22 protein-coding genes are annotated in these 22,783 nt (G+C 34.4%); 17 read left to right on the top strand and 5 right to left on the bottom strand.

All coding sequences use genetic code 11. From position 1 onward, the window contains the following. Positions 1-144: 144 nt before the first annotated feature. The 5 genes from K0R77_RS04275 to K0R77_RS04255 all read left to right on the top strand — a co-directional run bounded on the left by K0R77_RS04275 (position 145) and on the right by K0R77_RS04255 (position 5,358). Entirely contained in the window at positions 145-606 is a 462-nt protein-coding gene (locus tag K0R77_RS04275; protein WP_300348945.1) for a hypothetical protein, read from the top strand. Positions 607-706: 100 nt separating this feature from the next. Next, the gene (locus K0R77_RS04270) at positions 707-1,987 is read left to right on the top strand and encodes a sigma-54-dependent Fis family transcriptional regulator (protein WP_300348943.1); all 1,281 of its coding nucleotides are present in this window, start codon (positions 707-709) and stop codon (positions 1,985-1,987) included. A 12-nt stretch (positions 1,988-1,999) separates the two neighbouring features. After that, positions 2,000-2,701 (top strand): hypothetical protein, encoded by a 702-nt coding sequence (locus tag K0R77_RS04265; RefSeq protein WP_300348940.1) that lies wholly within the window; start codon positions 2,000-2,002, stop codon positions 2,699-2,701. Between the two features lie 16 nt (positions 2,702-2,717). Continuing rightward, positions 2,718-3,239 carry an LPS assembly lipoprotein LptE gene (lptE, locus tag K0R77_RS04260; protein ID WP_300348937.1) on the top strand — a complete coding sequence of 174 codons (522 nt, stop codon included), beginning with the start codon at positions 2,718-2,720 and terminating at the stop codon, positions 3,237-3,239. Position 3,240: 1 nt separating this feature from the next. After that, the gene (locus K0R77_RS04255) at positions 3,241-5,358 is read left to right on the top strand and encodes a hypothetical protein (RefSeq protein WP_300348934.1); all 2,118 of its coding nucleotides are present in this window, start codon (positions 3,241-3,243) and stop codon (positions 5,356-5,358) included. A gap of 57 nt (positions 5,359-5,415) precedes the next feature. Here the strand turns inward: K0R77_RS04255 and K0R77_RS04250 are convergent, their stop codons facing one another. From K0R77_RS04250 to K0R77_RS04235, 4 genes are all read right to left on the bottom strand, one after another. Further along, complete coding sequence (locus K0R77_RS04250) at positions 5,416-6,027, bottom strand: DUF4126 domain-containing protein (RefSeq protein WP_300348931.1); 612 nt, start codon at positions 6,025-6,027, stop codon at positions 5,416-5,418. Between the two features lie 254 nt (positions 6,028-6,281). Continuing rightward, a complete protein-coding gene (gene rnpA, locus K0R77_RS04245; RefSeq protein ID WP_300348928.1) occupies positions 6,282-6,656 on the bottom strand; it encodes a ribonuclease P protein component in 375 nt (124 codons plus the stop codon). After that, the gene (locus K0R77_RS04240; RefSeq protein ID WP_300348926.1) at positions 6,643-7,380 is read right to left on the bottom strand and encodes a tRNA threonylcarbamoyladenosine dehydratase; all 738 of its coding nucleotides are present in this window, start codon (positions 7,378-7,380) and stop codon (positions 6,643-6,645) included. Before K0R77_RS04240 ends, rnpA begins: the two co-directional genes overlap by 14 nt. Beyond that, a complete protein-coding gene (locus tag K0R77_RS04235) occupies positions 7,373-7,999 on the bottom strand; it encodes a TatD family hydrolase (RefSeq protein ID WP_300348923.1) in 627 nt (208 codons plus the stop codon). Before K0R77_RS04235 ends, K0R77_RS04240 begins: the two co-directional genes overlap by 8 nt. A gap of 96 nt (positions 8,000-8,095) precedes the next feature. Here K0R77_RS04235 and K0R77_RS04230 point away from each other — a divergent pair, with 96 nt between their 5' ends. The 11 genes from K0R77_RS04230 (at position 8,096) to K0R77_RS04180 (ending at position 19,047) form a co-directional block, all read left to right on the top strand. Continuing rightward, complete coding sequence (locus tag K0R77_RS04230) at positions 8,096-8,725, top strand: TetR/AcrR family transcriptional regulator (RefSeq protein WP_300348920.1); 630 nt, start codon at positions 8,096-8,098, stop codon at positions 8,723-8,725. Between the two features lie 97 nt (positions 8,726-8,822). Further along, entirely contained in the window at positions 8,823-9,818 is a 996-nt protein-coding gene (locus K0R77_RS04225) for an outer membrane protein assembly factor BamD (protein ID WP_300348917.1), read from the top strand. A gap of 41 nt (positions 9,819-9,859) precedes the next feature. Beyond that, complete coding sequence (locus K0R77_RS04220) at positions 9,860-10,183, top strand: DNA-directed RNA polymerase subunit omega (RefSeq protein WP_050377732.1); 324 nt, start codon at positions 9,860-9,862, stop codon at positions 10,181-10,183. Between the two features lie 124 nt (positions 10,184-10,307). After that, entirely contained in the window at positions 10,308-11,510 is a 1,203-nt protein-coding gene (gene coaBC / locus K0R77_RS04215) for a bifunctional phosphopantothenoylcysteine decarboxylase/phosphopantothenate--cysteine ligase CoaBC (protein ID WP_300348911.1), read from the top strand. A gap of 36 nt (positions 11,511-11,546) precedes the next feature. Next, positions 11,547-12,449, top strand: coding sequence for a DUF4835 family protein (locus tag K0R77_RS04210; protein ID WP_300348909.1), 903 nt, complete (start codon positions 11,547-11,549; stop codon positions 12,447-12,449). 72 nt (positions 12,450-12,521) lie between these two features. Further along, positions 12,522-14,171 (top strand): DNA repair protein RecN, encoded by a 1,650-nt coding sequence (locus K0R77_RS04205; RefSeq protein ID WP_300348907.1) that lies wholly within the window; start codon positions 12,522-12,524, stop codon positions 14,169-14,171. A 236-nt stretch (positions 14,172-14,407) separates the two neighbouring features. Beyond that, complete coding sequence (locus tag K0R77_RS04200; RefSeq protein ID WP_300348904.1) at positions 14,408-15,874, top strand: DUF5687 family protein; 1,467 nt, start codon at positions 14,408-14,410, stop codon at positions 15,872-15,874. Positions 15,875-15,880: 6 nt separating this feature from the next. Next, a complete protein-coding gene (locus tag K0R77_RS04195) occupies positions 15,881-16,624 on the top strand; it encodes an ABC transporter ATP-binding protein (RefSeq protein ID WP_300348901.1) in 744 nt (247 codons plus the stop codon). Positions 16,625-16,810: 186 nt separating this feature from the next. Further along, positions 16,811-17,371 (top strand): RNA polymerase sigma factor, encoded by a 561-nt coding sequence (locus tag K0R77_RS04190; RefSeq protein ID WP_300348898.1) that lies wholly within the window; start codon positions 16,811-16,813, stop codon positions 17,369-17,371. Continuing rightward, on the top strand, positions 17,358-17,978 hold the full coding sequence (locus tag K0R77_RS04185) for a hypothetical protein (RefSeq protein WP_300348895.1): 621 nt from the start codon (positions 17,358-17,360) through the stop codon (positions 17,976-17,978). Before K0R77_RS04190 ends, K0R77_RS04185 begins: the two co-directional genes overlap by 14 nt. Before the next feature lie 31 nt (positions 17,979-18,009). Continuing rightward, positions 18,010-19,047: a porin family protein gene (locus K0R77_RS04180; RefSeq protein WP_300348892.1), complete on the top strand. Its 1,038-nt coding sequence runs from the start codon at positions 18,010-18,012 to the stop codon at positions 19,045-19,047. Between the two features lie 329 nt (positions 19,048-19,376). On the opposite strand, the gene fumC is transcribed toward K0R77_RS04180, so the two are convergent. Beyond that, positions 19,377-20,771 carry a class II fumarate hydratase gene (fumC, locus tag K0R77_RS04175; protein ID WP_300348889.1) on the bottom strand — a complete coding sequence of 465 codons (1,395 nt, stop codon included), beginning with the start codon at positions 20,769-20,771 and terminating at the stop codon, positions 19,377-19,379. A gap of 281 nt (positions 20,772-21,052) precedes the next feature. On the opposite strand from fumC, the gene K0R77_RS04170 reads away from it, so the two are divergent. Next, on the top strand, positions 21,053-22,660 hold the full coding sequence (locus K0R77_RS04170) for a fumarate hydratase (protein ID WP_300348887.1): 1,608 nt from the start codon (positions 21,053-21,055) through the stop codon (positions 22,658-22,660). Positions 22,661-22,783: the final 123 nt, after the last annotated feature.

The following is a 22,783-nucleotide window of genomic DNA, read 5'->3' as shown; positions in this document are numbered from 1 at the left end:
GATCTAACGAAAAAACAACTTTTAAAAAATATTTCTGCATTATGGGGAAATGCAAGGAATAAAGTTGTTGTTAATCAGAAAAAACATACACTACTAGACCTTTTTACATTAAGTAGAATTTTATTAATATTTTAAACTCAGACAATGGAGAAACTACATAAATATTGCCTGAGTGTATTATTGGTAATAGTCTGCAGTAATATTTCAGCACATTCAAACAACGAATCTATAAAAAATGTTGACTGCAAGCAGTTTTACGAAATTTATAGTCAGTTTTTAAATTACGAGTGTGAAACTTCACAAGAATTTTGTTTAAAAGAGAAATCAACTCGCAATTTTGCAATAAATCATAAGCGGAATACGGTTGATCTTATTGTAGATTCAATTTTAGAGAAACAAAACAATTCTTATCATAAAAAGTCAGGAGCCGATTTTTCTGCAAAAGAAAAGCATCATAAAATCCTGAAAAACTTCGAAAAACAAAGTAAGCAGAATGATTTTGCTGAAAACATTTATTTTAAAAGTAAAGTTGCAAAAATAAGAAACAAAGATTATTTAGATTTAAAAACGATGGCTTTAAAAAGCTACGATGAGGGCAAACGATGAAAAACGTTTATACCTATCATTTCAACAAAATTTACAGAACACAGATCGAGGAACTGTAAATTTTTAAAATCATTAATTTTTTAATCTTTAAATCAAGAGAATGGCAGACTTACAATCTATAAAAGCACGCTTTGGAATTATCGGAAATTTTCCGGCTTTAAATCGTGCATTAGAAAAATCTATACAAGTGGCACCTACCGATATTTCCGTTTTGGTCATCGGAGAAAGTGGTGTGGGTAAAGAATTTATCCCGAAAATCATTCATTCAGAATCAAAAAGAAAACATCAGCCTTATATTGTTGTGAACTGTGGTGCAATTCCTGAGGGAACCATCGATTCCGAACTTTTCGGACACGAAAAAGGTGCTTTTACAGGCGCAACGGCAACCAGAAAAGGGTATTTTGAAGTCGCAGATGGCGGAACCATATTTTTAGATGAGGTCGGCGAATTACCTTTGCAGACCCAGGTTCGTTTACTGAGAGTTTTAGAAAGTGGTGAATTTATGAAAGTGGGTTCTTCTCAGGTTCAGAAAACCAATGTGAGAATCGTTGCAGCGACTAATGTCAATATGATGAAGGCGATTCAGGACAATAGATTCCGTGAGGATTTATTTTACCGTCTGAATACCGTACAAATTGATATGCCAGCTTTAAGAGAGCGGAAAGGTGATATTCATCTGCTTTTCAGAAAGTTTGCGATTGATTTTGCAGAAAAATATAGAATGCCGGAGTTACAGCTTGAGGCAAGCGCCGTTCATTACATCGAAAATTATGCGTTCCCCGGAAATGTGAGACAGCTTAGAAATTTGGTTGAGCAAATGACAGTTGTAGAGACCGAACGGAATGTGACGGTGGCAAAATTGGCAGAATATATTCCGATGAATTCTCATTTGCCGATGATTGTTAATAATCCGAATACGCAAAAACAAACCGATTTTGGGAACGAAAGAGAAATTATGTACAAAATTCTCTTTGATATGCGAAATGATATTAATGATTTAAAATCCTTAACTTCGGAATTGATAAAAAACAGAGGTACGGCAGATCTGAGCAATCAGGAGAAAAATCTGATCAACAGAATTTATACTCCTGAACCGCAGCAAAATACAAGTCCGAACTCACTTTTGTTTTTTGAAAATAATAATCAAAATGTTCAGAATCCGACAATTATTTCAAATTCTGATGACAATTATGAGGATTTTGAAGACATCGAAGTGGAAGAAAACAGACCGGAATCTTTATCTCTTCAGAATAATGAGAAAGATTTGATTATAAAAGCTTTAGAAAAGCATAACGGACGAAGAAACAGAGCTGCAGATGAGCTTGGAATTTCGCAAAGAACTTTATACAGAAAAATAAAACAATACAACCTAGAAGACTAAATCAACAGAATTATGAATGTAAATTTTACAGCAAAACCAATCAATTTTAAACTTGGAGATTACATGAGCAAAGGTTTTGAGCTCTTGAAAAAAGATTTCGGAAACATTTTTGTAGCATTTTTATGCTGCTTCGTTATGGCAATTATTCCATTCTGTGGAATGTTGGGTGCCGGAAATTTTTATCAGTATCTTAGAAAATTAAATAAAGGTCAACAGGCAAGTCCTGGAGATATTTTTAATTTCGAGAAATTTATGCCTTATTTTATTCTTCAGTTAATCATTATTGGGGGAATCATTGTAATTTACATTCCTTTAGCCATAATAATGATTTTAGCGGGAGCTTTAGCTGGCGAAGAGCCATCTGGATGGGTTTCAGTGATAATGGTTCCTTATATAATCCTTATGTATGCAGCGATTTTATATTTTGCATTAAAAGGATTTTATATTCCTGCTTTGATCTCATTCAAAAATGTGACAGACATCAAAACTGCATGGAACGCTTCTAAGATCATGACACAGGGTAATTTACTGTCAATCTTTTTGTTCTCTCTAGTCGTGGGCATTCTTTCTCAGATAGGAATTATTGCGTGCGGTATCGGTTTGTTTCTTACTTTGCCATTTGTTTATACAGCCAATTATTTTGCTTACGAAGATGCTTTAACACAGATCGAGCATGACGAGATTTCAGAAATTGGAATCAAGGAAAAATATTAAGATTAAATACTTTATAATGAGTCAGCTGAAAAACCTTTTTCTTTTAATTATTTGTGTAGGACTTTTAAATTCTTGCTACAGTTTTACAGGTTCATCATTAACCGATGAAAAAACTGTGCAGATCAACGAATTTCCGAATAATTCAGCATTGGTAAATCCTACATTATCACAGCAGTTTTCAACAGATATTCAAAACAGATTTGTTCAGCGTACCACTCTGAAAGGAACTAAACAAAATCCTGATATTCTGATCGAAGGTGAAATTACCGATTATTCAATTACTCCGACAACAATCAGTTCTACAACTCAAAATACATCGGCGGGAGTGATTCAGGATTCTCAGAACAAACTGACGATCACGGTGAAAGTACATTATGAAAACAAGCTGCATCCCGATGTGAGTTTTGACAGAACCTATAGTGATGAGGCGGTTTTCAACAGCAGTTTATCTCAAAGTCAGATCGAAACGTCTCAGGTGAAAATTGCAACCGACAGAATTATCAACAAAATTTTTAACGACATCGTAGCGAATTGGTAAGATGATGAATACTAGAGTTTTAGAATTATTAAAAAATCCGAAAAATATTCAATCAGAAGATCTGCATCTTTTGAAAGAGGAAATTAATTCTTTCCCCTATATTCAGAATATCAGAGCTTTACATCTTTATGGGGTTCATCTTTATGATAAAGAAAACTATCAGAAAGTGCTTTCTTCCACAGCTGCGTATACTACAGATAAGAAGATTTTGTATCAGCTTATTAATGGTAAAATTCAGGTAAAACCTCAAATTATTGATCCAATTGAAAAAAATATTGGTGAAAAATCAATTGAAACCCCAGTTTCAGAAAATGAAAATGTTGTAGAGAATGAAACTCTGGTAGAAACTCAAGTAAGAAGTGAACCAAGGAGTTTGTCTGGTCATGATTATGAAGCAGTTACTGAAGGATTAATTTCTGAAAAACCGGAAATAAAACATCTCATTGTCGACGGCGAAAGAAACAGGATTTTATTTGAGGGCGAAGAAAATTTCCTGAACGAAGATAATAATGATACTATCGACCTAGAATCAACTTTAGAATCGGGAGTCATTGTTACTCAGAAATCAGTTTCTAATCAAAATAATCTGACTGAAACTGATAAAGAAGAAGCGATTGTTGCTGAAGAATTGACGGGAACTTCTTCTGAAGCAGAAATTAATAACTCTCCGGCTTTAGCGGAAACACAGGTTGAAGAAATTACAGATAATGCTGAATTAAATTTAGAAGAAATTTTAACTGAATCTGATTTAGATAAAACTGAAGAAGCTGAAACTCCAAACTCTGAAGTTATTATTAATGAAGATAAAATAGATTCAGAAAAAATAAATGATGAAGCTGAAATAAGCTTTCAAAAAGTTGAGACTTTCTCTGCTGACACTGAAAATAAGGAAGAAATAATTAAATCTTCAATAGAATCTGATTTAATTAAAATAGAAGAAACCAAAGAAGTTTTAAATCCCGAACTCATTATTGAGGAACAAAAAATAGAGTCTGAGCAAGTTGCAGAAAAAATTAATGATGATTCTGAATTAAGTTTTCACGGAACAGATTCTTTCCTTCCTGAAGTGAAAATAGAATCAAACAAAACCGAAGAAAACACACAGTCTGAAACTCCAAAATCGAATGTCAACAAGCATGAAGATGAAATGCGCCGTTTGATAGAAGAGGTTGAGAAAAGGATGAAGGAAAGAAAGGAGAATGCGCCTGAAAAAGTAGAAATTAAAGAAGAGGAAATCAGTCACGATATCAGTTTTGCAGAAACTCAGGCTTTTCATGTAGGTGAAGAACAAAAAACAGCAGAAGAAGTTGTTGTAAAAGAAGCTGAGTCGATTGTTGAAGAGAAACTTGAAGAAGAAAAATCTGAGGAGAATATTGATGCTAAAGAAGATATTTCAGAACCGGAAATACCTATAAATTCTTCATGGAAACCAATGAGCTTTGAAGCAAGCCGTCCTGATTCTTTACTCAACAAACCAATTGAAGTACATCAACCAAAAGACGAAGTTCAAAAGGTTGAAGAGACTCCAATATCTGAACCATTAGTTGAATATACACCTGAAACTGTAGAATCTGTGGATGGTTTTCATGAGCTGGAAGAAACTAAAGCAGAAGAAACTCCCGAAAAACAAAATGGTGAAGTGCCTGTGATGAATGTTTCGTTTTTCGGATCTGATATTGCGAGCTTAGGTTTATCCTATAAATCTGACCAAAAAGAAAAAGCAGATGCCAAAGACGAAGAGGCGAAAATTGCTCAGCAAAAGATTGATGACAGCAACGTTCCAGGATTTATCAATACATGGCAAAACTGGTTGAAAATTGATCGGGCTGAAGAAACTCCTGTTGATAAAACTGAGATTAAAAATAAAGTGATCGAATCATTTATTGAAAATAATCCTAAAATCAGTCAGTTAAAAGATGAGGTTAATTTTGTTGTTAAAGAAAAAACAGATGATATTTCGCACTTGATGACAGAGACTTTAGCCAATTTGTATATCGAACAAAAACTATATTCAAAAGCAGTCAATGCATTTTTAGTTTTATCTAATAAATTTCCTGACAGAAAAGAATATTTTGAAACGAAAATTCAGGAAATCAAAGATAACAGAAGCAAAAATTAAACTTTGATTACATTAAAAACAAAACGGCAGAAATTCAATTTCTGCCGTTTTGTTTTTTTATAAGTTTGTAGAATTCAACTGTTTTCTTTTTCTCAATTTTTTCCATGCTTTTCGGCCGAAAACAATGACAAGAATCAAAGTTATAATTGCAAAAACCGCTGCAATAAAAGGCGCTGCCATTGCCAGAATAGACATGATTCCTGCTCCTGCTGTTTCTGTAGTTCCTACCACAGAATTTCCTAATCCGCCTGTTGTCGCCGTTGAAGCTGCACGAATTCCCGCAAACCCGGAACTGATTGTTGCTGCTGTTCCGCCACCCGCAATCAATGCCAAAGCCCATTGTGGAAATGTTCCCAACTCGGTAAACTGACTTGCAAATAATATAGATCCTGCAACTGTCGCCATCGGTATCGAAATCGTGTCTAGCAAATGATCAACAAAAGGAATATAGTAGGCTAGAATTTCTGCAATCATGGCAATTCCGGTGGTGATTAATGCAGGTAAACTCGATAGCCATTCAAAACTTTCGCTTATAGGAATCCAGTGAAAATAAGATGCTAAACTCACCGCAAACATCGGTAAAAACACTCTGAAACCTGAAGCCGCCGCTAAACCGATGCCGATGAAAGCACTCAGAACATAAGGTAAATAAGGAACTTGATCTAACATTTTATTCGTCAATTGTTTGCTTAAAGCTACAAAAAATTATAAAAGATTATTAGAATTTCTTACAAAACTTCGAAGTGGCAAAAGTTGCTTTTAAAAGTATAGTTTAATACAATTTAGATATTTTTAAGATATGTTTGTCATTCTGTAGGAATCTCAACAACGCTTATTTTAGATGCTTAGATTCCTTCGGAATGGCAAAGAGTCTTTTTTTTCTGAATGAAATCTGCAAAATCCGCTCAATCCGTGCGAAAAACTCAAGCCCTCTTCTGCGACTGGCACAATTTGATAAACTGTGCCTCAACATCCTGAAACTTCTCAGGCAATTCCGGAGAAACCCAAAACAACATCGCCGTAGTTTTTTCTCCAAAACATTCTTTAAATAATTCCTTATTCAGACGATAGCATTCTCTCAAAAGTCTTTTGATACGGTTTCTGTGAACCGCTTTTTTAAAATATCTTTTAGAAACGGAAACGCCCAGTTTGACATTATCGGTCAACAAATCCGGATGGTTTTTCAAAATGATAATTCTCAGGTTTCCACTGTTTTTCCACTTGCCTTTCTCGAAAAGCAACGTAATCTCATCTTTTTTCTTGAGTTTTTCCGCTTTAGGATATTTAAAGTTCTGCATCCGTCTTTTTCACTAATTGATTGATGACTTCCGCAGCAGCATACAATCCGAAAATCGCAGGAATAAAGCTTATTGTACCATAAAAAGATCTTTTAAAATTGCTTCCGTCAGTCATTTTAAGGCTGCTCTCGTCCTGAATTTCACTTGAAAAAACACAACGGATTCCTTTGTCAATCTTTTCTTTCTTGAGCCTTTTTCTTACCTGTTTTGCAAGATGGCATTCTGCTGTCTTGTGGATGTCTCTTACCATGACTTTCGAAGGGTCGGATTTTCCGCCTGCTCCCATTGAGCTTACAATTTTGATTTTTCTTCGCTTTGCGGCAATGATTAAGCTCACTTTTGGCGTGATGCTGTCAATACAGTCTAAAACATAATCAAATTTACCTGCGTCTAAAACTTCGGCCATTCTTTCGGGATTTAGAAATTCGTTAATTTTCACTAAATCCAGCTGAGGATTAATATCCATCAGTCTTTCAGCTACCACTTCCACTTTGTGTTTTCCTACGGTTGAATGAAGTGCAGGAAGCTGTCGGTTGATATTCGTAATATCTACGGTGTCACCGTCTACAATTGTCATTTTTCCAATTCCGGCTCTTGCCAGAAACTCGGCAGCAAAAGATCCTACACCGCCTAAACCTACTACGAGAACAGTTGCATTGTTCAGTTTTTCAATGCCTTCTTCTTTGATCAGAAGTTCCGTTCTTTCCAGCCAAAACTTATCCATTTTTTATCGTTTCTAAATTTTCTACAATCTGTTGTTGAAGTCGTTCTATTGAGATTTCCTTGATTTCTGAAACTTTCTGATACAATTCTTCAATATTAAAATCATCATTATCAGTTTCTAAAAACAGCTTATCTAAAGGAACGGTTTTCAAAGTATCCTGCAAAGATAGATGATACAAAACAGCTTTCCCAAAACTCAGATAAAAATTATTCTTCAGAAGATCATCTGCAACACTTTGTTTTTTATTAAAGCCATGGATGATCATCGCCTGTGCAGATTTTTTTCTGAAAGAAATGACTTCATAAAATTTTCTTACACAATGAATGATCAAAGGTTTCTCAACTTCGTTCGCTAATTGAATCTGTCTTAAAAAAACTTCTTCCTGAATTTTTATATCTACGGAAACTATGCCATCCAAACCGCATTCTCCGATGGCAAAACAATTTTTATTAATAACAGATTTTAACCATTTGAATTGATTATCAATATTTTCAGGTTGAATGTCTTGAGGATGAATTCCCGCAGAATAATAAAAATCCGGCGGATTTTTTTCAATATCTAAATTGTAAATTCCGTTGCGTATATTTTTCTTGTGATGATGAAAATCAAAAAAATCCATGATCAAAAATACAATAAATTAAAAGTTCATTGAAATTATTAAACGTTCGTTTACGAATACGTTAAAAATTTCTTAACTTTACTAAAACAACGATATATGGGAAAAAAATTTACAGACAAACAGATCCATATTTTAGATATAGCCGAAGAGTTGATTGCTAAAAAGGGATATGAAGGCACTTCGGTAAGAGATATATGTTCGAAAGCCAACATCAATGTTGCGATGATTTCCTATTATTTTGGGTCCAAAGAAAAGATGATGTCTTATCTTTATCAATATCGTGTATTAAAAACGAGAGAAAATTTTTCTGAATTTGCAGACACCATAAAAGATGGAAAACCTGAAATGCAGATGAAAGAAATGATTAAATATATCGTTGCTCAATTATTTAAATACAATTATTTTCACGGATTTGTCACTCAGGAATTACGCCATACGGAAAATCTTAAAGATGAACTTTTAGATTTTTACCAGTTATTTGTTAAAAAATTGGATGAAGTCATCAAAAAAGGGGTGACTTCAGGAGTTTTTACCTTTACTCCAAAACCTGAAGATATTTTAACAACCATTATTGGATCTACACTTTTCGTTATCCGTAACAAAAACTTTTACGAATTATATGTTCCCCATAAAGATGACGAATCTTACGCCAAAGAAGCCGAAAGAAAAGTGAGAATGAATCTTTTAATGAATGTTTTTGCAGTTTTGGGATACGCAGCCGACTAATTTTGCGTTAAATAATCATAAAAAAAAATCTTTTAGCAAAAAAGTTATATTTTTGCAAATTAATAGGTCGGTAAAACCGAAAACTGTTGAATTTTATATGAAGAAATATATTTTAGGTATTTTTGCCATAGCTGTCATTTCGGCATGCACAAGTCAGCAAGATAAAGCGATGAAAAGCGCGGATAAAAATTTTATCCTGAAAGCTGCCAATGAAAATTTCGCTAAAAAGAAATGGAAAAATGCTTTGGCTCTTTACGACAGACTTCCGAATCTTGTTGCAGGTACAGATGATGCCCCAAACGTGGTTTTCAATTCTGCGTATGCCAATTATTACGATAAAAACTACAAACTTGCTGGTCACCAGTTCAAAAACTTTGCAGTAAGTTTTCCTCAGGATAACAGAAAAGAAGAAGCATCTTATATGTCGGCTTTATGTTACTACAACGGATCTATGGATTATAACCTAGATCAGTCAAGTACGGAGTTGGCAATCAATGAACTTCAGGATTTTTTAACTAATTATCCAAATTCTGAAAGATCAAAAAACATCAATACTTTGATTGATGAGTTGTCTTATAAATTAGAATTTAAAGCCTACGAAAATGCAAAACAGTATTTCAAAATGGCTGATTATAAATCTACAAGTGCAGCTTTTGAAAATGTTTTAGAAGATTTTCCAAGTACAAAACTTCGTCCAAAAATCTATGATTATATGATGAAGTCTCGTTATTTACTTGCACAGAATTCTGTATATGATCTAAAAGATGAGCGTATCGAAAGTGCATTATCTTTCACAAAACAGGTCGAAAAAGAACTTCCAAATACAGAATATTCTAAAACAGCTGTAGATCTGAGAGAAAAACTTGAAAAAGAAAAAAAGGATTTTGTAGTTGTAAAAAAACAGACTGAAGAAAGAATTGCGGTTCTTACTGCAAGACAGAAAAAAGTAGCTGATAAATTGGCTGAGCAATCAAAAACTGAGCAGCAGATTAAAGATCAGGTGTCAAATGAAAAACAGGCAATGCAGATTCAGAGAGATAGCGCAGCGTTGCAGACACCTCCTCCGGCGGCGACTTTCAGAATCCAAAGATAATTCGTAAATTTGCCATCTTATAAATAAATAATTTTCTGAAAATGAGTGTAAAAGATACCAAAGCAGAAGTAAATACTATTACTTACGATAAAGACAAGATTGAAGCAAACGTAGGGTCAATCTATGAAGCTATTGTTATCATGGGGAAAAGAGCTGAGCAGATCAATGCAGAAATCCGTACTGAATTACACAATAAATTAGACGAGTTTGCAGTTCACAATTCTACATTAGAAGAAGTTTTCGAAAACAGAGAACAAATTGAGATCTCTAAACATTACGAAAAGCTTCCAAAACCAACTTCTATTGCTATCCAGGAATGGCTAGACGGTGAAGTGTACTTTAGAAAGACTGAAGAGAGAAACTAATCACTCAGGTGATTTTTTATAAATGAAGGTCATAAAGAAATTATTTTCTTTATGACCTTTGCTGTTGCTACAAGTTTCCATTCTTAGAAAAAAGAAGTATTTTAGTGCTTTAAAAATAATCTACATGAATATTTCCGGGAAAAAAATTCTCATTGCCGTTTCTGGAGGAATTGCTGCCTACAAAATTCATTTTCTCATCAGAGATTTTGTCAAAAAAGGAGCAGAAGTTCAGGTCATCATGTCTCCTGATGCAGAAAATTTTGTAACGAAACTGAGTCTTTCTACTTTATCTAAAAATCCGGTTTATACAGATTTTTATGGTGATAACGGTACCTGGAACAGTCATGTAGAACTGGCACTTTGGGCAGATGTAATTGTTATGGCACCTTGTACGGCAAATACTTTAGCCAAGATGGTTCATGGGATTTGTGATAATTTAATGATTGCAACCTATATGTCTGCAAAATGTCCTGTTTTCATAGCACCTGCAATGGATTTGGATATGTATCAACATCCGTCGACAAGACAGAATTTAGAATTGGCAGAAGATTATGGGCACATTATAATTCCGGCCGAAAATGGAGAATTGGCAAGCGGATTAATCGGACAGGGAAGAATGGCTGAACCGGAAACCATTTCAAAAGCGATAGAAGATTTTTTTAGTTTAAATGAAAAGAAATCACTTCAAGGCAAAACGGTTTTAATTACAGCGGGACCAACTTATGAAGCACTTGATCCTGTAAGATTTATAGGAAATCATTCGTCAGGGAAAATGGGGTTTTCTTTAGCTGAAGAGGCGGCAAAACGTGGTGCAAAAGTGATCTTGATTTCCGGACCAAGTTCTTTGAATTCAAAACATGAAAACATTCAGCTTCACAGAGTAGTTTCTGCGAAACAAATGCTCGACAAAGTATTTGAATTCTATGACGGAATTGATATTGGAATTGCAAGTGCAGCCGTTGCTGATTATGCTCCAAAGGAAGTCGCTTCAGAAAAAATTAAAAAAAACGAAGATACTTTCACTATAGAATTGATTAAAAATCCCGATATTCTGAAAACGATGGGAGAGAAAAAAACAAATCAATTTTTAGTTGGATTTGCTCTCGAAACTCAAAACGAAGAAGAAAACGCAAAAGGAAAACTGGAGAAAAAAAATCTTGATATGATTGTTTTAAACTCACTTCGTGACGAAGGCGCAGGTTTTAAACAAGACACCAACAAAATAAAAATATTTACCAAAACGGAGAAAATAGAATTTGACCTCAAATCAAAAGAAAATGTAGCAAAAGACATTCTCGATTGCATTGAAGCTCAGATTTTAAAATAAATTTTATAAATTTCCGTTCTCAACATTTAGATCATAATGAAAAAATATACAATACTTTTATTTTTACTTCTGTTTTTCAATTTCAGTTTCTCTCAGGAGCTTTTGACAACGGTTCAGGTGAATGCTCAACAATTGGGAGGAAGTAATCAGCAAGCTTTTAAAGCTTTGGAAAAAAGTCTTAGAGATTTTGTCAACAATACAAGCTGGACGGGTAAAAAGCTTCAGAATTTTGAAAAAATAAAGTCAAATTTTGCGATTGTTTTAAGCGAACGAGATGGCAATAAATATAAGGGAAGTATTGTTATACAAGCAGTTCGCCCGGTTTTCAGCTCATCTTACGAATCTCCGCTTATCAATCTTCAGGATACGAAATTTGCTTTTGACTATGTTGAAAACGAAAATTTAATTTTTAATGAAAGACAGTTTTCAGGAAAAAATTTAATTGATGTTATCAGTTTCTATGTATACCTGATTTTGGGTTACGATGCCGACAGCTTCCAGTCTTCAGGTGGAACACAGTGGTTCAGCAAAGCCCAGCAAATTGCACAAAATTCTCAAAATCGTGGTTATGAAGGTTGGGGACAAATCAACGATCCGAGAAGCCGTTCTATTCTTATTGGTGAGATTTTAAACCCAAACATGAATCAGCTTCGTCAGACGATGTATACTTATCACCGAGCTGGTTTAGACGGGATGTTTAATCAGGATCAGACTCAGCCTAAGAAAATTATTTTTGATGCATTGATGCAGTTGAAAACTTATGAAAACTCATTTCAGCAGAATTATTTCTTCAATACATTTATCAATACAAAATATGACGAGATATTCAATATTTTTAATTCCGGAAACAACGGCGGAATTGTTTTGAATGATCTAAAACAATTGATGATTATTTTTGCACCTAAGTATACCGATACCAGATGGAATAAATGGAAGTAAAAACATCTTATTCTTGAATTCTGAATTCTAAAATTTTATATTTGCAGTAATTTAAGTAATCTGCTACTGATCATGCTTTCGAGAATATACATTAAAAATTTTGCCCTTATTGATGCACTCGATGTATCTTTAAAAAATGGTTTACAGGTAATTACCGGTGAAACGGGAGCGGGGAAATCTATTATTTTGGGTGCCCTTCGATTGATATTAGGAGAAAGAGCAGACTTAAAATCGATCTCAAAAACTGAAGAAAAGAGTATCGTTGAAACAGAATTTGACCTGAATAATCAGTTTAAAAAATTCTTTATCGAAAACGATCTCGATTACGAGCATCAAACGATTATCAGACGAGAAATTTTACCGTCCGGAAAATCCAGAGCATTTATCAATGATGTTCCGGTAACTTTGGATGTTCTGAAAGAACTCACTTCACAATTGATCGATATTCATTCACAGTTTGAAACGTCTAATCTTTTTACAGCAGATTATCAGTTTAAAATCATTGACGGACTTTCTGAGAATAAAAAGATCATTGAAGAGTATCAACAGGATTTTTTAGAATTTCAAAGTTTAAAAACTCAGCTTAAAAAATTCCAGATACAACTTTCAGAAAATACGAAAGAAAGTGATTACAAACAGTTTCTTTTGAATGAATTAGAAGATTTAAAACTTGATGATGTAGATTATGACGAGTTGCAAAATCATCTTTCTGTGCAGGAAAATGCAGGAATGATTTCCGAAAATATCGCTCAGATTCTCTCAAGATTTCACCAGGAAGAAATCGGAATTCTTTCTTTCTTTAATGAAGCAAAAAATAAATTGTCAAAAATTGCTGAAGTTTCTCATTCTTTTTCTGAATTAGATGAAAGGCTCGAAGGTTCTTTTGTTGAGCTAAAAGATATTCTTCAGGAATTAGAAGATGAAGCTGACAAAATTGAGATCAATCCGGAAAATTTAGCGATACTTTCTGAACTGAATAATAAAATCAACGCCCTTTTCCTTAAACATAATGCTTCTGATCTTAATGAATTAAAAGAAATCAGAGATCAGTTATCAGGCGAACAAAAAGGAACAGCAGAAATTGAAGCATACATTGCCGAGATTGAAATCAATATTGCTAAAAAAGAAAAATCACTTCAGTCTTTAGCCGAAAAACTTTCAAAAAACAGAAAGAAAAGTGTTCCTGTTTTTATTAAAAAAGCGGAGGATTTACTGAAAAAATTGGGGCTTGAAAAAGCAAAAGTAGACATTGAATTAATTGACGTTCCTGAATTCAATCAATTCGGGAAAGAAAATATTCAACTTTTGTTTCAGGCAAATTCAGGTTTTCCTTTAAAGCCTATTCAGACTGCTATTTCCGGGGGTGAAAGATCGCGTGTTATGTTGGCTGTAAAGAAAATCATTGCTGAAAGCGATATGCTTCCCACGCTTATTTTAGACGAAATCGACACCGGAGTTTCTGGAAAAGTTGCCGAAGAAATCGGAAATCTAATGCGTGAAATGTCTCAGGATATGCAGTTGATTGTCATTTCTCATTTAGCGCAAGTTGCTGCAAAAGGAAATGATAATTATAAAGTTGTAAAAGAAGATATTAACGGCAAAACACAGTCTACGATTATCACTTTAAGTGAAGATGAGAAACTTAACGAGATTGCACAATTGCTTTCCGGAAGCAAGATTACGGAGGCGGCGATGGCGCAAGCGAGGGAGTTAATTGGGTGACGGATTTCTAACACTTTGTCATTTCGAAGAAATACAGACGAGATAAATGAATTGCTTAGATTCCTCCGGAATGACAAACATCGCACTTATTTTGTTTGATCATTAATTTAGACGATTGATTTTACATACACTTGTTTAGTAAAAGACAACTACATTAAAATCCAATTAAAATCCCAATTTTAGGATAAACCTGTAACAAATTCTACATTATATTTACTAATGTAAAAAAGTAAACTATGTTTGTACAGTTCCTGAAGTTAGAAATCAAAAGTTTTTTTCGTGGCAGTTCTGTCGGAATCAATCTGGCAATGAAAATTTTCCGGTTTATCGGAATTCTTTCTTTTATAGCATATTGTATCGGAGCAGCTTTTCTGGTTTTTTACTATGTAGAAAAAAAGATGGGTGAAGACGCAATGAAAATTGTCTCGAGATTTATGATCGCTTTGTGGGCGGCAGATTTGATTTTGAAATATCTCATGCAACAGATGTCTACGCAGAATATCAAACCTTTTCTTACGCTCAACATTCCTAAGAAAACTCTGGTCAATTATATGCTGATCAAGACTTTTCTCTCACCGTTTAGCTGGATGAATTCTTTTTTCTTCGTCACATTTGCGGTGATCTGTATGTTCAATGGTCTTGAAATTTTGGGTAGTTTAAGTTGGCTGATTGCGCTTTCACTGCTGTTTTATCTTAATAATTTCATCAATATTCTTTTTAATAATAAAGAAAATATTGCCATTGCTGTAGGAATCTTGTTTGCAGCAATTGGTGGTTTGGCTTATTACGACATCATTCCGCTTTTTGATTATTCTGAAAAAATCTTTTACTCATTTTATGATCAGCCTTATTTCACACTTCTTGCTATTGGGTTATTTGCCGGATTGTGGTGGATCTGTTTCAATCACGTAAAAAAAGAATTTTATCTTGATCAGGGATTGGAAGATAAAAAAACAATAGGGAAAACAGAAAATATTGCTTTCCTCAATAAATACGGAGCGATCGGAAGTTTCATCAACAATGATATCAAAATGATGCGCCGGAATAAAGTCACTAAAGGAATTATCATCGGTAGTTTCATGTTTATATTTTACGGATTGCTGATGTTTTCGTCAGATGTCTACAAAACACCTTACATGATGATGTTTATGGGATTGTTTGTGACGGGCGGTTTTCAGTTTTTGTTCGGGCAGAGAGTTCCGTCCTTCGACAGTTCGTATTATCCTTTAATGATGACTTTAAATGTTCCTTACAAAGAATATTTAAAAGCAAAATGGTGGCTGATGAATATTGTGACGGCAGTTTCTATTGTTGTTGCCTTATTTTATGCAATCATCAGTTGGGAAATGTATTTTACCTTTTTCGCTGCTGGTTTGTATAATATTGGTGTTAATTCTCAATTCACTTTGTGGTCGGGAGCATTCAACAAAACGCAGATTGATCTTAATTCCAAAGAAAAAGTAATGGGACAGAAGAACAGTTTTAATTTAAAAAGTCTTTTATTACTGATTCCAAAAATGCTTTTGCCAATGGCAGTTTTTGGTATATCTAAATATTTCTTTGGAATGACAGCGGCAGTTATCAGTATTGCAGTTTTAGGAATGATAGGATTTTTATTCAGAGAAAAAATATTTGATACGATTGTAAAACAGTATAAGAGTGAAAAATACAGCACATTAGAAGCATTTAAATCTAAAAATTAATACCCAATGATTACTATAAATAATTTATCTAAAACATACGGAAATGCAACCGTTCTCAATATCGAAAATCTTGAAATTCCAAAAGGTGAAACGTTCGGTTTGGTCGGAAACAACGGAGCCGGAAAAACTACACTTTTCAGTTTAATGCTTGATTTAATTCAGCCGACAACAGGTTTTGTGAGCATCGACGGCATCAAAGTCAACGAATCTGAAGCCTGGAAATCCAAAGTTGCCGCTTTCGTAGATGATACTTTTCTGATCGGATATTTGACGCCGGAAGAATATTTTTATTTCATCGGTGAGCTGAGAGGGCAGAATAAAGCTTCTGTAGATGAGTTTTTAAAACAGTTTCATGATCTTTTCAATGGTGAAATCGTCAATTCTGGAAAATACGTGAGAGATCTATCCAAAGGAAACCAGAAAAAAGTAGGAATTGTAGGTGCGATCATCGGAAATCCTGAAATCGTAATTCTGGATGAGCCTTTTGCCAATCTTGATCCTTCTACACAAATCAAGCTTAAAAATTTAATTAAAGAATTATCCAAGCAAAGCGGTGTTACGTTTTTGATTTCAAGTCATGATTTGGCACATACAACCGAGGTTTGCAACCGAATTGTTGTAGTCAATAAAGGTCTTCAGGTAAAAGATATCCAGACCAATCCTGAAACATTGAGGGATCTTGAGCAGTATTTTGCAGACCAAGTCAACTCAGGAAAACAAGATGTAATTTCTGAAGAAACTTCAATTTAATTAGGAAAGGCTCAAGCCTCACAGGTTTTCAAAACCTGTGAGGCTTTTTTTACTAACTCCTAACTTTCCCTTTTTTATAAAAAATAACATTCATTTTCAGTTAGTTATGATTTTTATTTCAAAAAAAATATTTTTTGTGTAACCTTTTCAACCTTTTCTTGTCTTTATAGTAGAAACAGAATAACCATGAAGCTTTTGTTTAATAATAAAAAAGAAGATTTGCTGAGCCGTTTGAAAAAACAGGATCCGGCTGCGCAGAAAATCTTTTATGATCAGAGTGTAAAGAAATTCCTGAGTGTGGCGAAAAGCTACATCAGCGATATTTATCAGGCGGAAGATTGCGTGATCAAAGCATTCTGTAAGATTTTTAAACATATCGAAAGCTTTCGCGGTGAAGGAAATTTTGAAGGTTGGGCGAGAAAAATTGTGGTGAATGAATGCCTCAATTTTATTAAAAGCCACAAAACAGTTTTTTATCTCGACGATGTTCATGCATCTGTTCTCGAAGAAATTTATGATGAGCAAATTGTTTTTGATTTTAATGCGCAGGAACTTTTAGATCAGCTTCCGGATGCTTACAGAATGGTTTTTAACCTGTATGTAATTGAAGAATATTCGCATCAGGAAATTGCAGATACTTTGAATATTTCTACAGCAGTAAGCAAAACGCAACTCTTCAGAGCGAAAGAAAAACTGAGAAAGATCTACTTTCAACAACAAAAGAAACTGAAAAATGAACACATCTAAAAATAATATCGAATATCAGATCAAAAAACAGATCGACGAAAGAGAAATTGCTCCTTCAAGAGATCTCTGGTCAGAAATTAAAACTCAGACTCAGATCAACAACAATTCTCAGACAAAAAAAATCAATTGGTTTTTGGTTGCAGCGTGTTTGGTTTTGACTTTAAGTTTAGGAGCTGTTCTGTTTTTTGATCAGGATTCTGAACCAAATGTACAGGTTGCTGAAACCAAGAATACTGAAGTTCTCAAAAAAAATCCTGTAAAAACAGAAAAAATAAATTCTCCTGAAATCATTCAGCAAAATCAGGGAAAATATGTTGAACTGAAAAGTGTTCCTCCTCAATTAAAATCTGAATCGGGAACTCCGGAAATGATTGCAGAGAAAAAAGAGCTTCCGATCATTAAAGAAAATTCTAAGGAAATTGCTGCTCAAATCAGTCAAATTCCGGCAGAAAAGATTTTAGCAAAAGCAGATTCTGCAAAAGTTCAGGTGAAAAAGAAAAGATATGTTGATCCTTCAACTTTACTTTTCTCTGTAGAACATAAAGACGTCATCGAAAAAACCAAAGGTGGAAGTAACGTGGCAACCATCGATCTGAATACTAAATAAATTCAATTTAAACTAAAAAAATAATACTACTATGATTAAGAAATTTATCATCGCAGGAATGTTGTGCCTTGTTGCAACGTCAATGAATGCACAAAAAAGATTAAAACTAAACCTTCAGTCAAAAGAAGACACCGAAGTAAGCCCAATCGTAAAAGAAAAAGTGGATGAATATGCTAAAAAGATTGACACAATCATTCAGGAAGAAAAAAAGCTGATGGAAGCCGAGCTTCTGATTCTTCAGTCAAAAAATTTGGACAAAACAGAATTTGACAAACAGAAAGCAGAAGTTGCCGACCGTTATTCTGAAAAGATTGATCAGAGAATTGAAGCTTTAGGTTTTGATCTTGATATGGTGATCCAGAAACAGGTGAAATATTCTCTTTTGAATTCTGATGTGACTTCAAATGAAGAATTGAAAGCAAAGTTGCTCAAGAAATTTCGTGCGACAAAAGATTTTACGGGGTATTTCACTTACGGAATCATGACTTTGACGAATGATAAAGCAGACAATGATTTAGATAAAAACTTAGGTTATGCCAATAATCTTGAATTTGGGTTAAAATTCAATTATCAGTTCAACAGAACAAGTCCGTGGGGTTTGATTTCCGGGATAGGATTTTCATGGAGAACCGTGCGTTTGGATAACAATATGCTCTTTGCCAAAGATTCTAATGCGGATGTTTATGTAGCAAATTATCAGGGAAATACTGATAAAAGTAAATTGAGAACAGGTTATATCATAGTTCCTCTGGGATTACAATACAACTTCTCTAAACTGAAAAATGCAGGAATGGATATTCAGTACAGACCTTATTCAGACGGCTTCAGAATTGCTGCGAATATGTATGGTGGAGTAAAAATGTCTAGCAACAATATTGTAAGTGGTGATCGAGAAGATTTTAGAGACAGAGGAAATTACAAAGTAAATCCGTTTGTCTATGGCGCGCAGTTCACAGTTTCTTATGACAACATCAGTCTTTTCGTAAAGAAAGATTTCAGCAACTTTTTCAAAGACTCTTATTTTCAAAACGATAAAGCACTCGTTTTCGGAATCGGAATCGGATTATAGATTTTTCATACATTCATATTAACAGGAAACAATTGATTTTATTTAAAGTCAATTGTTTTTTTTGTGTCAAAACAATTGTAGTAAACGAAGCTGTCAAATTATAAAATAAAACAGTGGATTTGGAAAATGTCCATGAAGTTTGTCATCCCGGAGGGATCTAACCACGAATCTTCTCATAATTTTTTCAAACTATATCGAGATCCCTACGGGATGACAAACTTTGGTGAATTAAATTTAAAAAAATGATTAATCATTAAATAAAAATACTCCGGAAAATTTCCCCGGAGTATTTGTAATCAATATCTAACGTTTAAAATCTAATTGTAATCTTATTTCAAGCTTCCCACCATATCTTCAGGCTTTACCCATTCGTCGAATTGTTCAGAAGTTACAAATCCAAGATTGATGGCTTCTTCTTTCAAAGTTGTTCCGTTTTTGTGAGCGGTTTTTGCAATTTTTGCTGCATTTTCATAACCGATATGTGTATTCAAAGCGGTTACCAACATCAAAGATTTATCTACCAATTCTTTGATTCTTTCAATATTAGGTTCAATTCCGACTGCACAATGATCGTTAAATGAAATACATGCATCCGCAATTAACTGTGCAGATTGTAAGAAATTGTAAGCCATCACCGGTTTGAACACATTCAGCTCATAATTTCCCTGAGTTCCCGCAAAAGAAATCGTTGTGTCATTTCCTAAAACCTGTGCACAAACCATTGTTAATGCTTCGTTCTGTGTAGGATTTACTTTTCCAGGCATGATTGAAGAACCCGGCTCATTTTCCGGAATGTGAATTTCACCGATTCCGGAACGAGGTCCTGAAGCCAGTAATCTTACATCCTGAGCGATTTTATATAAAGAAACCGCCAATTGTTTTAATGCTCCGTGAGACTCTACGATGGCATCATGAGCAGCCAAAGCTTCAAATTTGTTTTCTGCCGTTACAAAAGGAAGGTTAGTAAATTTTGCAATATATTCTGCAACTTTTACATCGTAACCTTGAGGTGTATTTAAGCCCGTTCCAACGGCCGTTCCTCCCAAAGCAAGCTCAGAAAGGTGTGGTAATGTGTTTTTTAACGCTTTAATTCCGTAATTCAACTGAGCTACATATCCTGAGAATTCCTGTCCCAACGTTAATGGTGTAGCATCCATTAAATGAGTTCTTCCGATTTTAACGATATCTTTAAAAGCTTCTGATTTTTCTTTTAATGTATCTCTTAATTTTTCAACAGCAGGAATCGTTGCTTCAACAACCTTTTTATATGCTGCGATGTGCATTGCAGTTGGATATGTGTCGTTTGATGACTGAGATTTATTCACATCATCATTCGCATGAATCTCAGATTTATCACCTAATTTTCCGCCATTATTCACGTTTGCTTTGTTTGAAATCACTTCGTTCACATTCATATTTGACTGTGTTCCTGAACCTGTCTGCCAGATCACCAGAGGAAATTGATCGTTTAATTTTCCTTCAAGAATTTCATCGCAAACTTTTGCGATCATATCTCTTTTTTCAGCAGGAAGAACTCCTAAATCTGTATTGGTAAACGCTGCTGCTTTTTTTAAGTAAGCAAAAGCTTCAATAATTTCTGTTGGCATAGAACCTTCCGGACCAATTTTAAAGTTGTTTCTAGAACGTTCTGTCTGTGCACCCCAAAATTTATCTGCAGGAACCTGCACTTCGCCCATGGTGTCTTTTTCTATTCTGTAATTCATTTTTATAGTGTTAAAATTTATTTTAAAATTTAAACCACAAAAACTATTCACTCTGTTTGTCATTCCGTAGGAATCTAAACGATGTATGTTAAACTATTTGCTGAGATTCCTCCGGAATGACAAACAAGACGATTATTTTTTGAGAATCTTTGTGGCTTATAAAATTAATCATTAACTCAGAATCCCGCAATTTATAATCATTATAAATATAGCGTAATGTTGTTGATTTTGATCATGTTTTTTTGCGTAAGCCGTATTTTTGCATCGAAAATAAAAAGTAAATGGATTTTAAATATCAGGATCCGTATCCAATTTTGAAAGATGATACGATGTATAAAAAATTGACTTCAGATTATGTGAAGGTTGAAAAGCATGGCGAAAGAGAAATTTTAACCATCGATCCGAAAGGTCTTGAGTTGTTGGCTGAAGAGGCAATGGCAGATGTTTCTTTTATGCTTCGTTCTTCCCATTTAGAAAGTCTGAAAAGAATTATTGACGATCCTGAAGCGACAGATAATGACAGATTTGTTGCTTATAATCTATTACAAAACGCTGCGGTTGCGGTTGAAGGCGCATTGCCTTCTTGCCAGGATACAGGAACAGCAATTGTAATGGGAAAAAAAGGTGAAAATGTTTACACTGGCGTTGAAGACGGTGAATATTTAAGCAAGGGAATCTACAATACCTACCAAAAAAGGAATTTAAGATATTCTCAGGTTGTTCCTTTGACGATGTTTGAAGAGAAGAATTCAGGATCAAATCTTCCGGCACAGATTGATATTTATGCTAAAAAAGGGGATTACTACGAATTCTTATTCTTAACGAAAGGAGGAGGGTCTGCCAACAAAACGTTCCTATATCAAAAAACGAAATCTTTATTAAACGAAAAATCTCTTGAAGCATTTGTAAAAGAGAGAATTTCAGACTTGGGAACTGCAGCTTGTCCGCCTTATCACTTGGCTTTGGTAATCGGTGGAACTTCTGCGGAAGCAAATTTAGCTGCTGTGAAAAAAGCATCAGCAAAATATTATGACAATCTTCCGACGGAAGGAAATGAAGCGGGTCAGGCGTTCAGAGATTTGGAGTGGGAAGCAAAAGTTCAGAAGATATGCCAGGAAAGTGCAATCGGTGCTCAGTTTGGCGGAAAATATTTAACGCACGACGTTCGAGTGATCAGACTTCCTCGCCATGCAGCCTCTTGCCCTGTCGGAATGGGAGTTTCTTGTTCTGCAGACAGAAATATTAAAGGAAAAATTACGAAAGAAGGTATTTTCTTAGAGCAATTGGAGCAAGATCCAAAGAGATTTTTACCGGCAACACCTCCACATTTGGAGGAAGCGGTTGAAATTGATCTGAATAAACCGATGCCAGAAATTTTGGCTGAGCTTTCAAAATATCCAATCAAAACAAGATTAAAATTAAACGGAACCTTAATCGTTGCAAGAGATATCGCTCACGCAAAAATCAAAGAATTGTTAGATTCAGGGCAGCCAATGCCTGAATATTTCAAAAATCACCCGATTTATTACGCGGGACCTGCAAAAACTCCGGAAGGAATGGCTTCAGGAAGTTTCGGGCCAACAACCGCAGGAAGAATGGATGTTTATGTTGATGAATTCCAAAGTCACGGCGGAAGTATGGTAATGCTGGCAAAAGGAAACAGAACAGCAGATGTTACTAATGCATGTCATAAATACGGAGGTTTCTATATCGGTTCGATTGGTGGTCCGGCTGCAATTTTAGCAAAAGATAATATTTTGTCCGTTGAGGTGGTAGATTTCCCGGAATTAGGAATGGAAGCGGTAAGAAAAATTGAGGTGAAAGATTTCCCTGCATTCATCATTACAGATGATAAAGGAAATGATTTCTTTGCCAACCTTGCGCATTAATCTTGTGAAAAATGTATTAAATTTTTAGACATCAGAATTATTAATTTCTAAAATCTAATCTCTAACTTTTATTTTAATTAGTTTAAAATAAAAACAAATTGCAAAATTTAAGTTCTATATCTT

The organism is Chryseobacterium sp. (genome assembly GCF_029240215.1).
Taxonomy (GTDB): Bacteria; Bacteroidota; Bacteroidia; order Flavobacteriales; family Weeksellaceae; genus Chryseobacterium.
The sequence above is the reverse complement of the archived record's forward strand: the minus strand, read 5'-3'. Positions and strand labels throughout refer to the sequence as shown.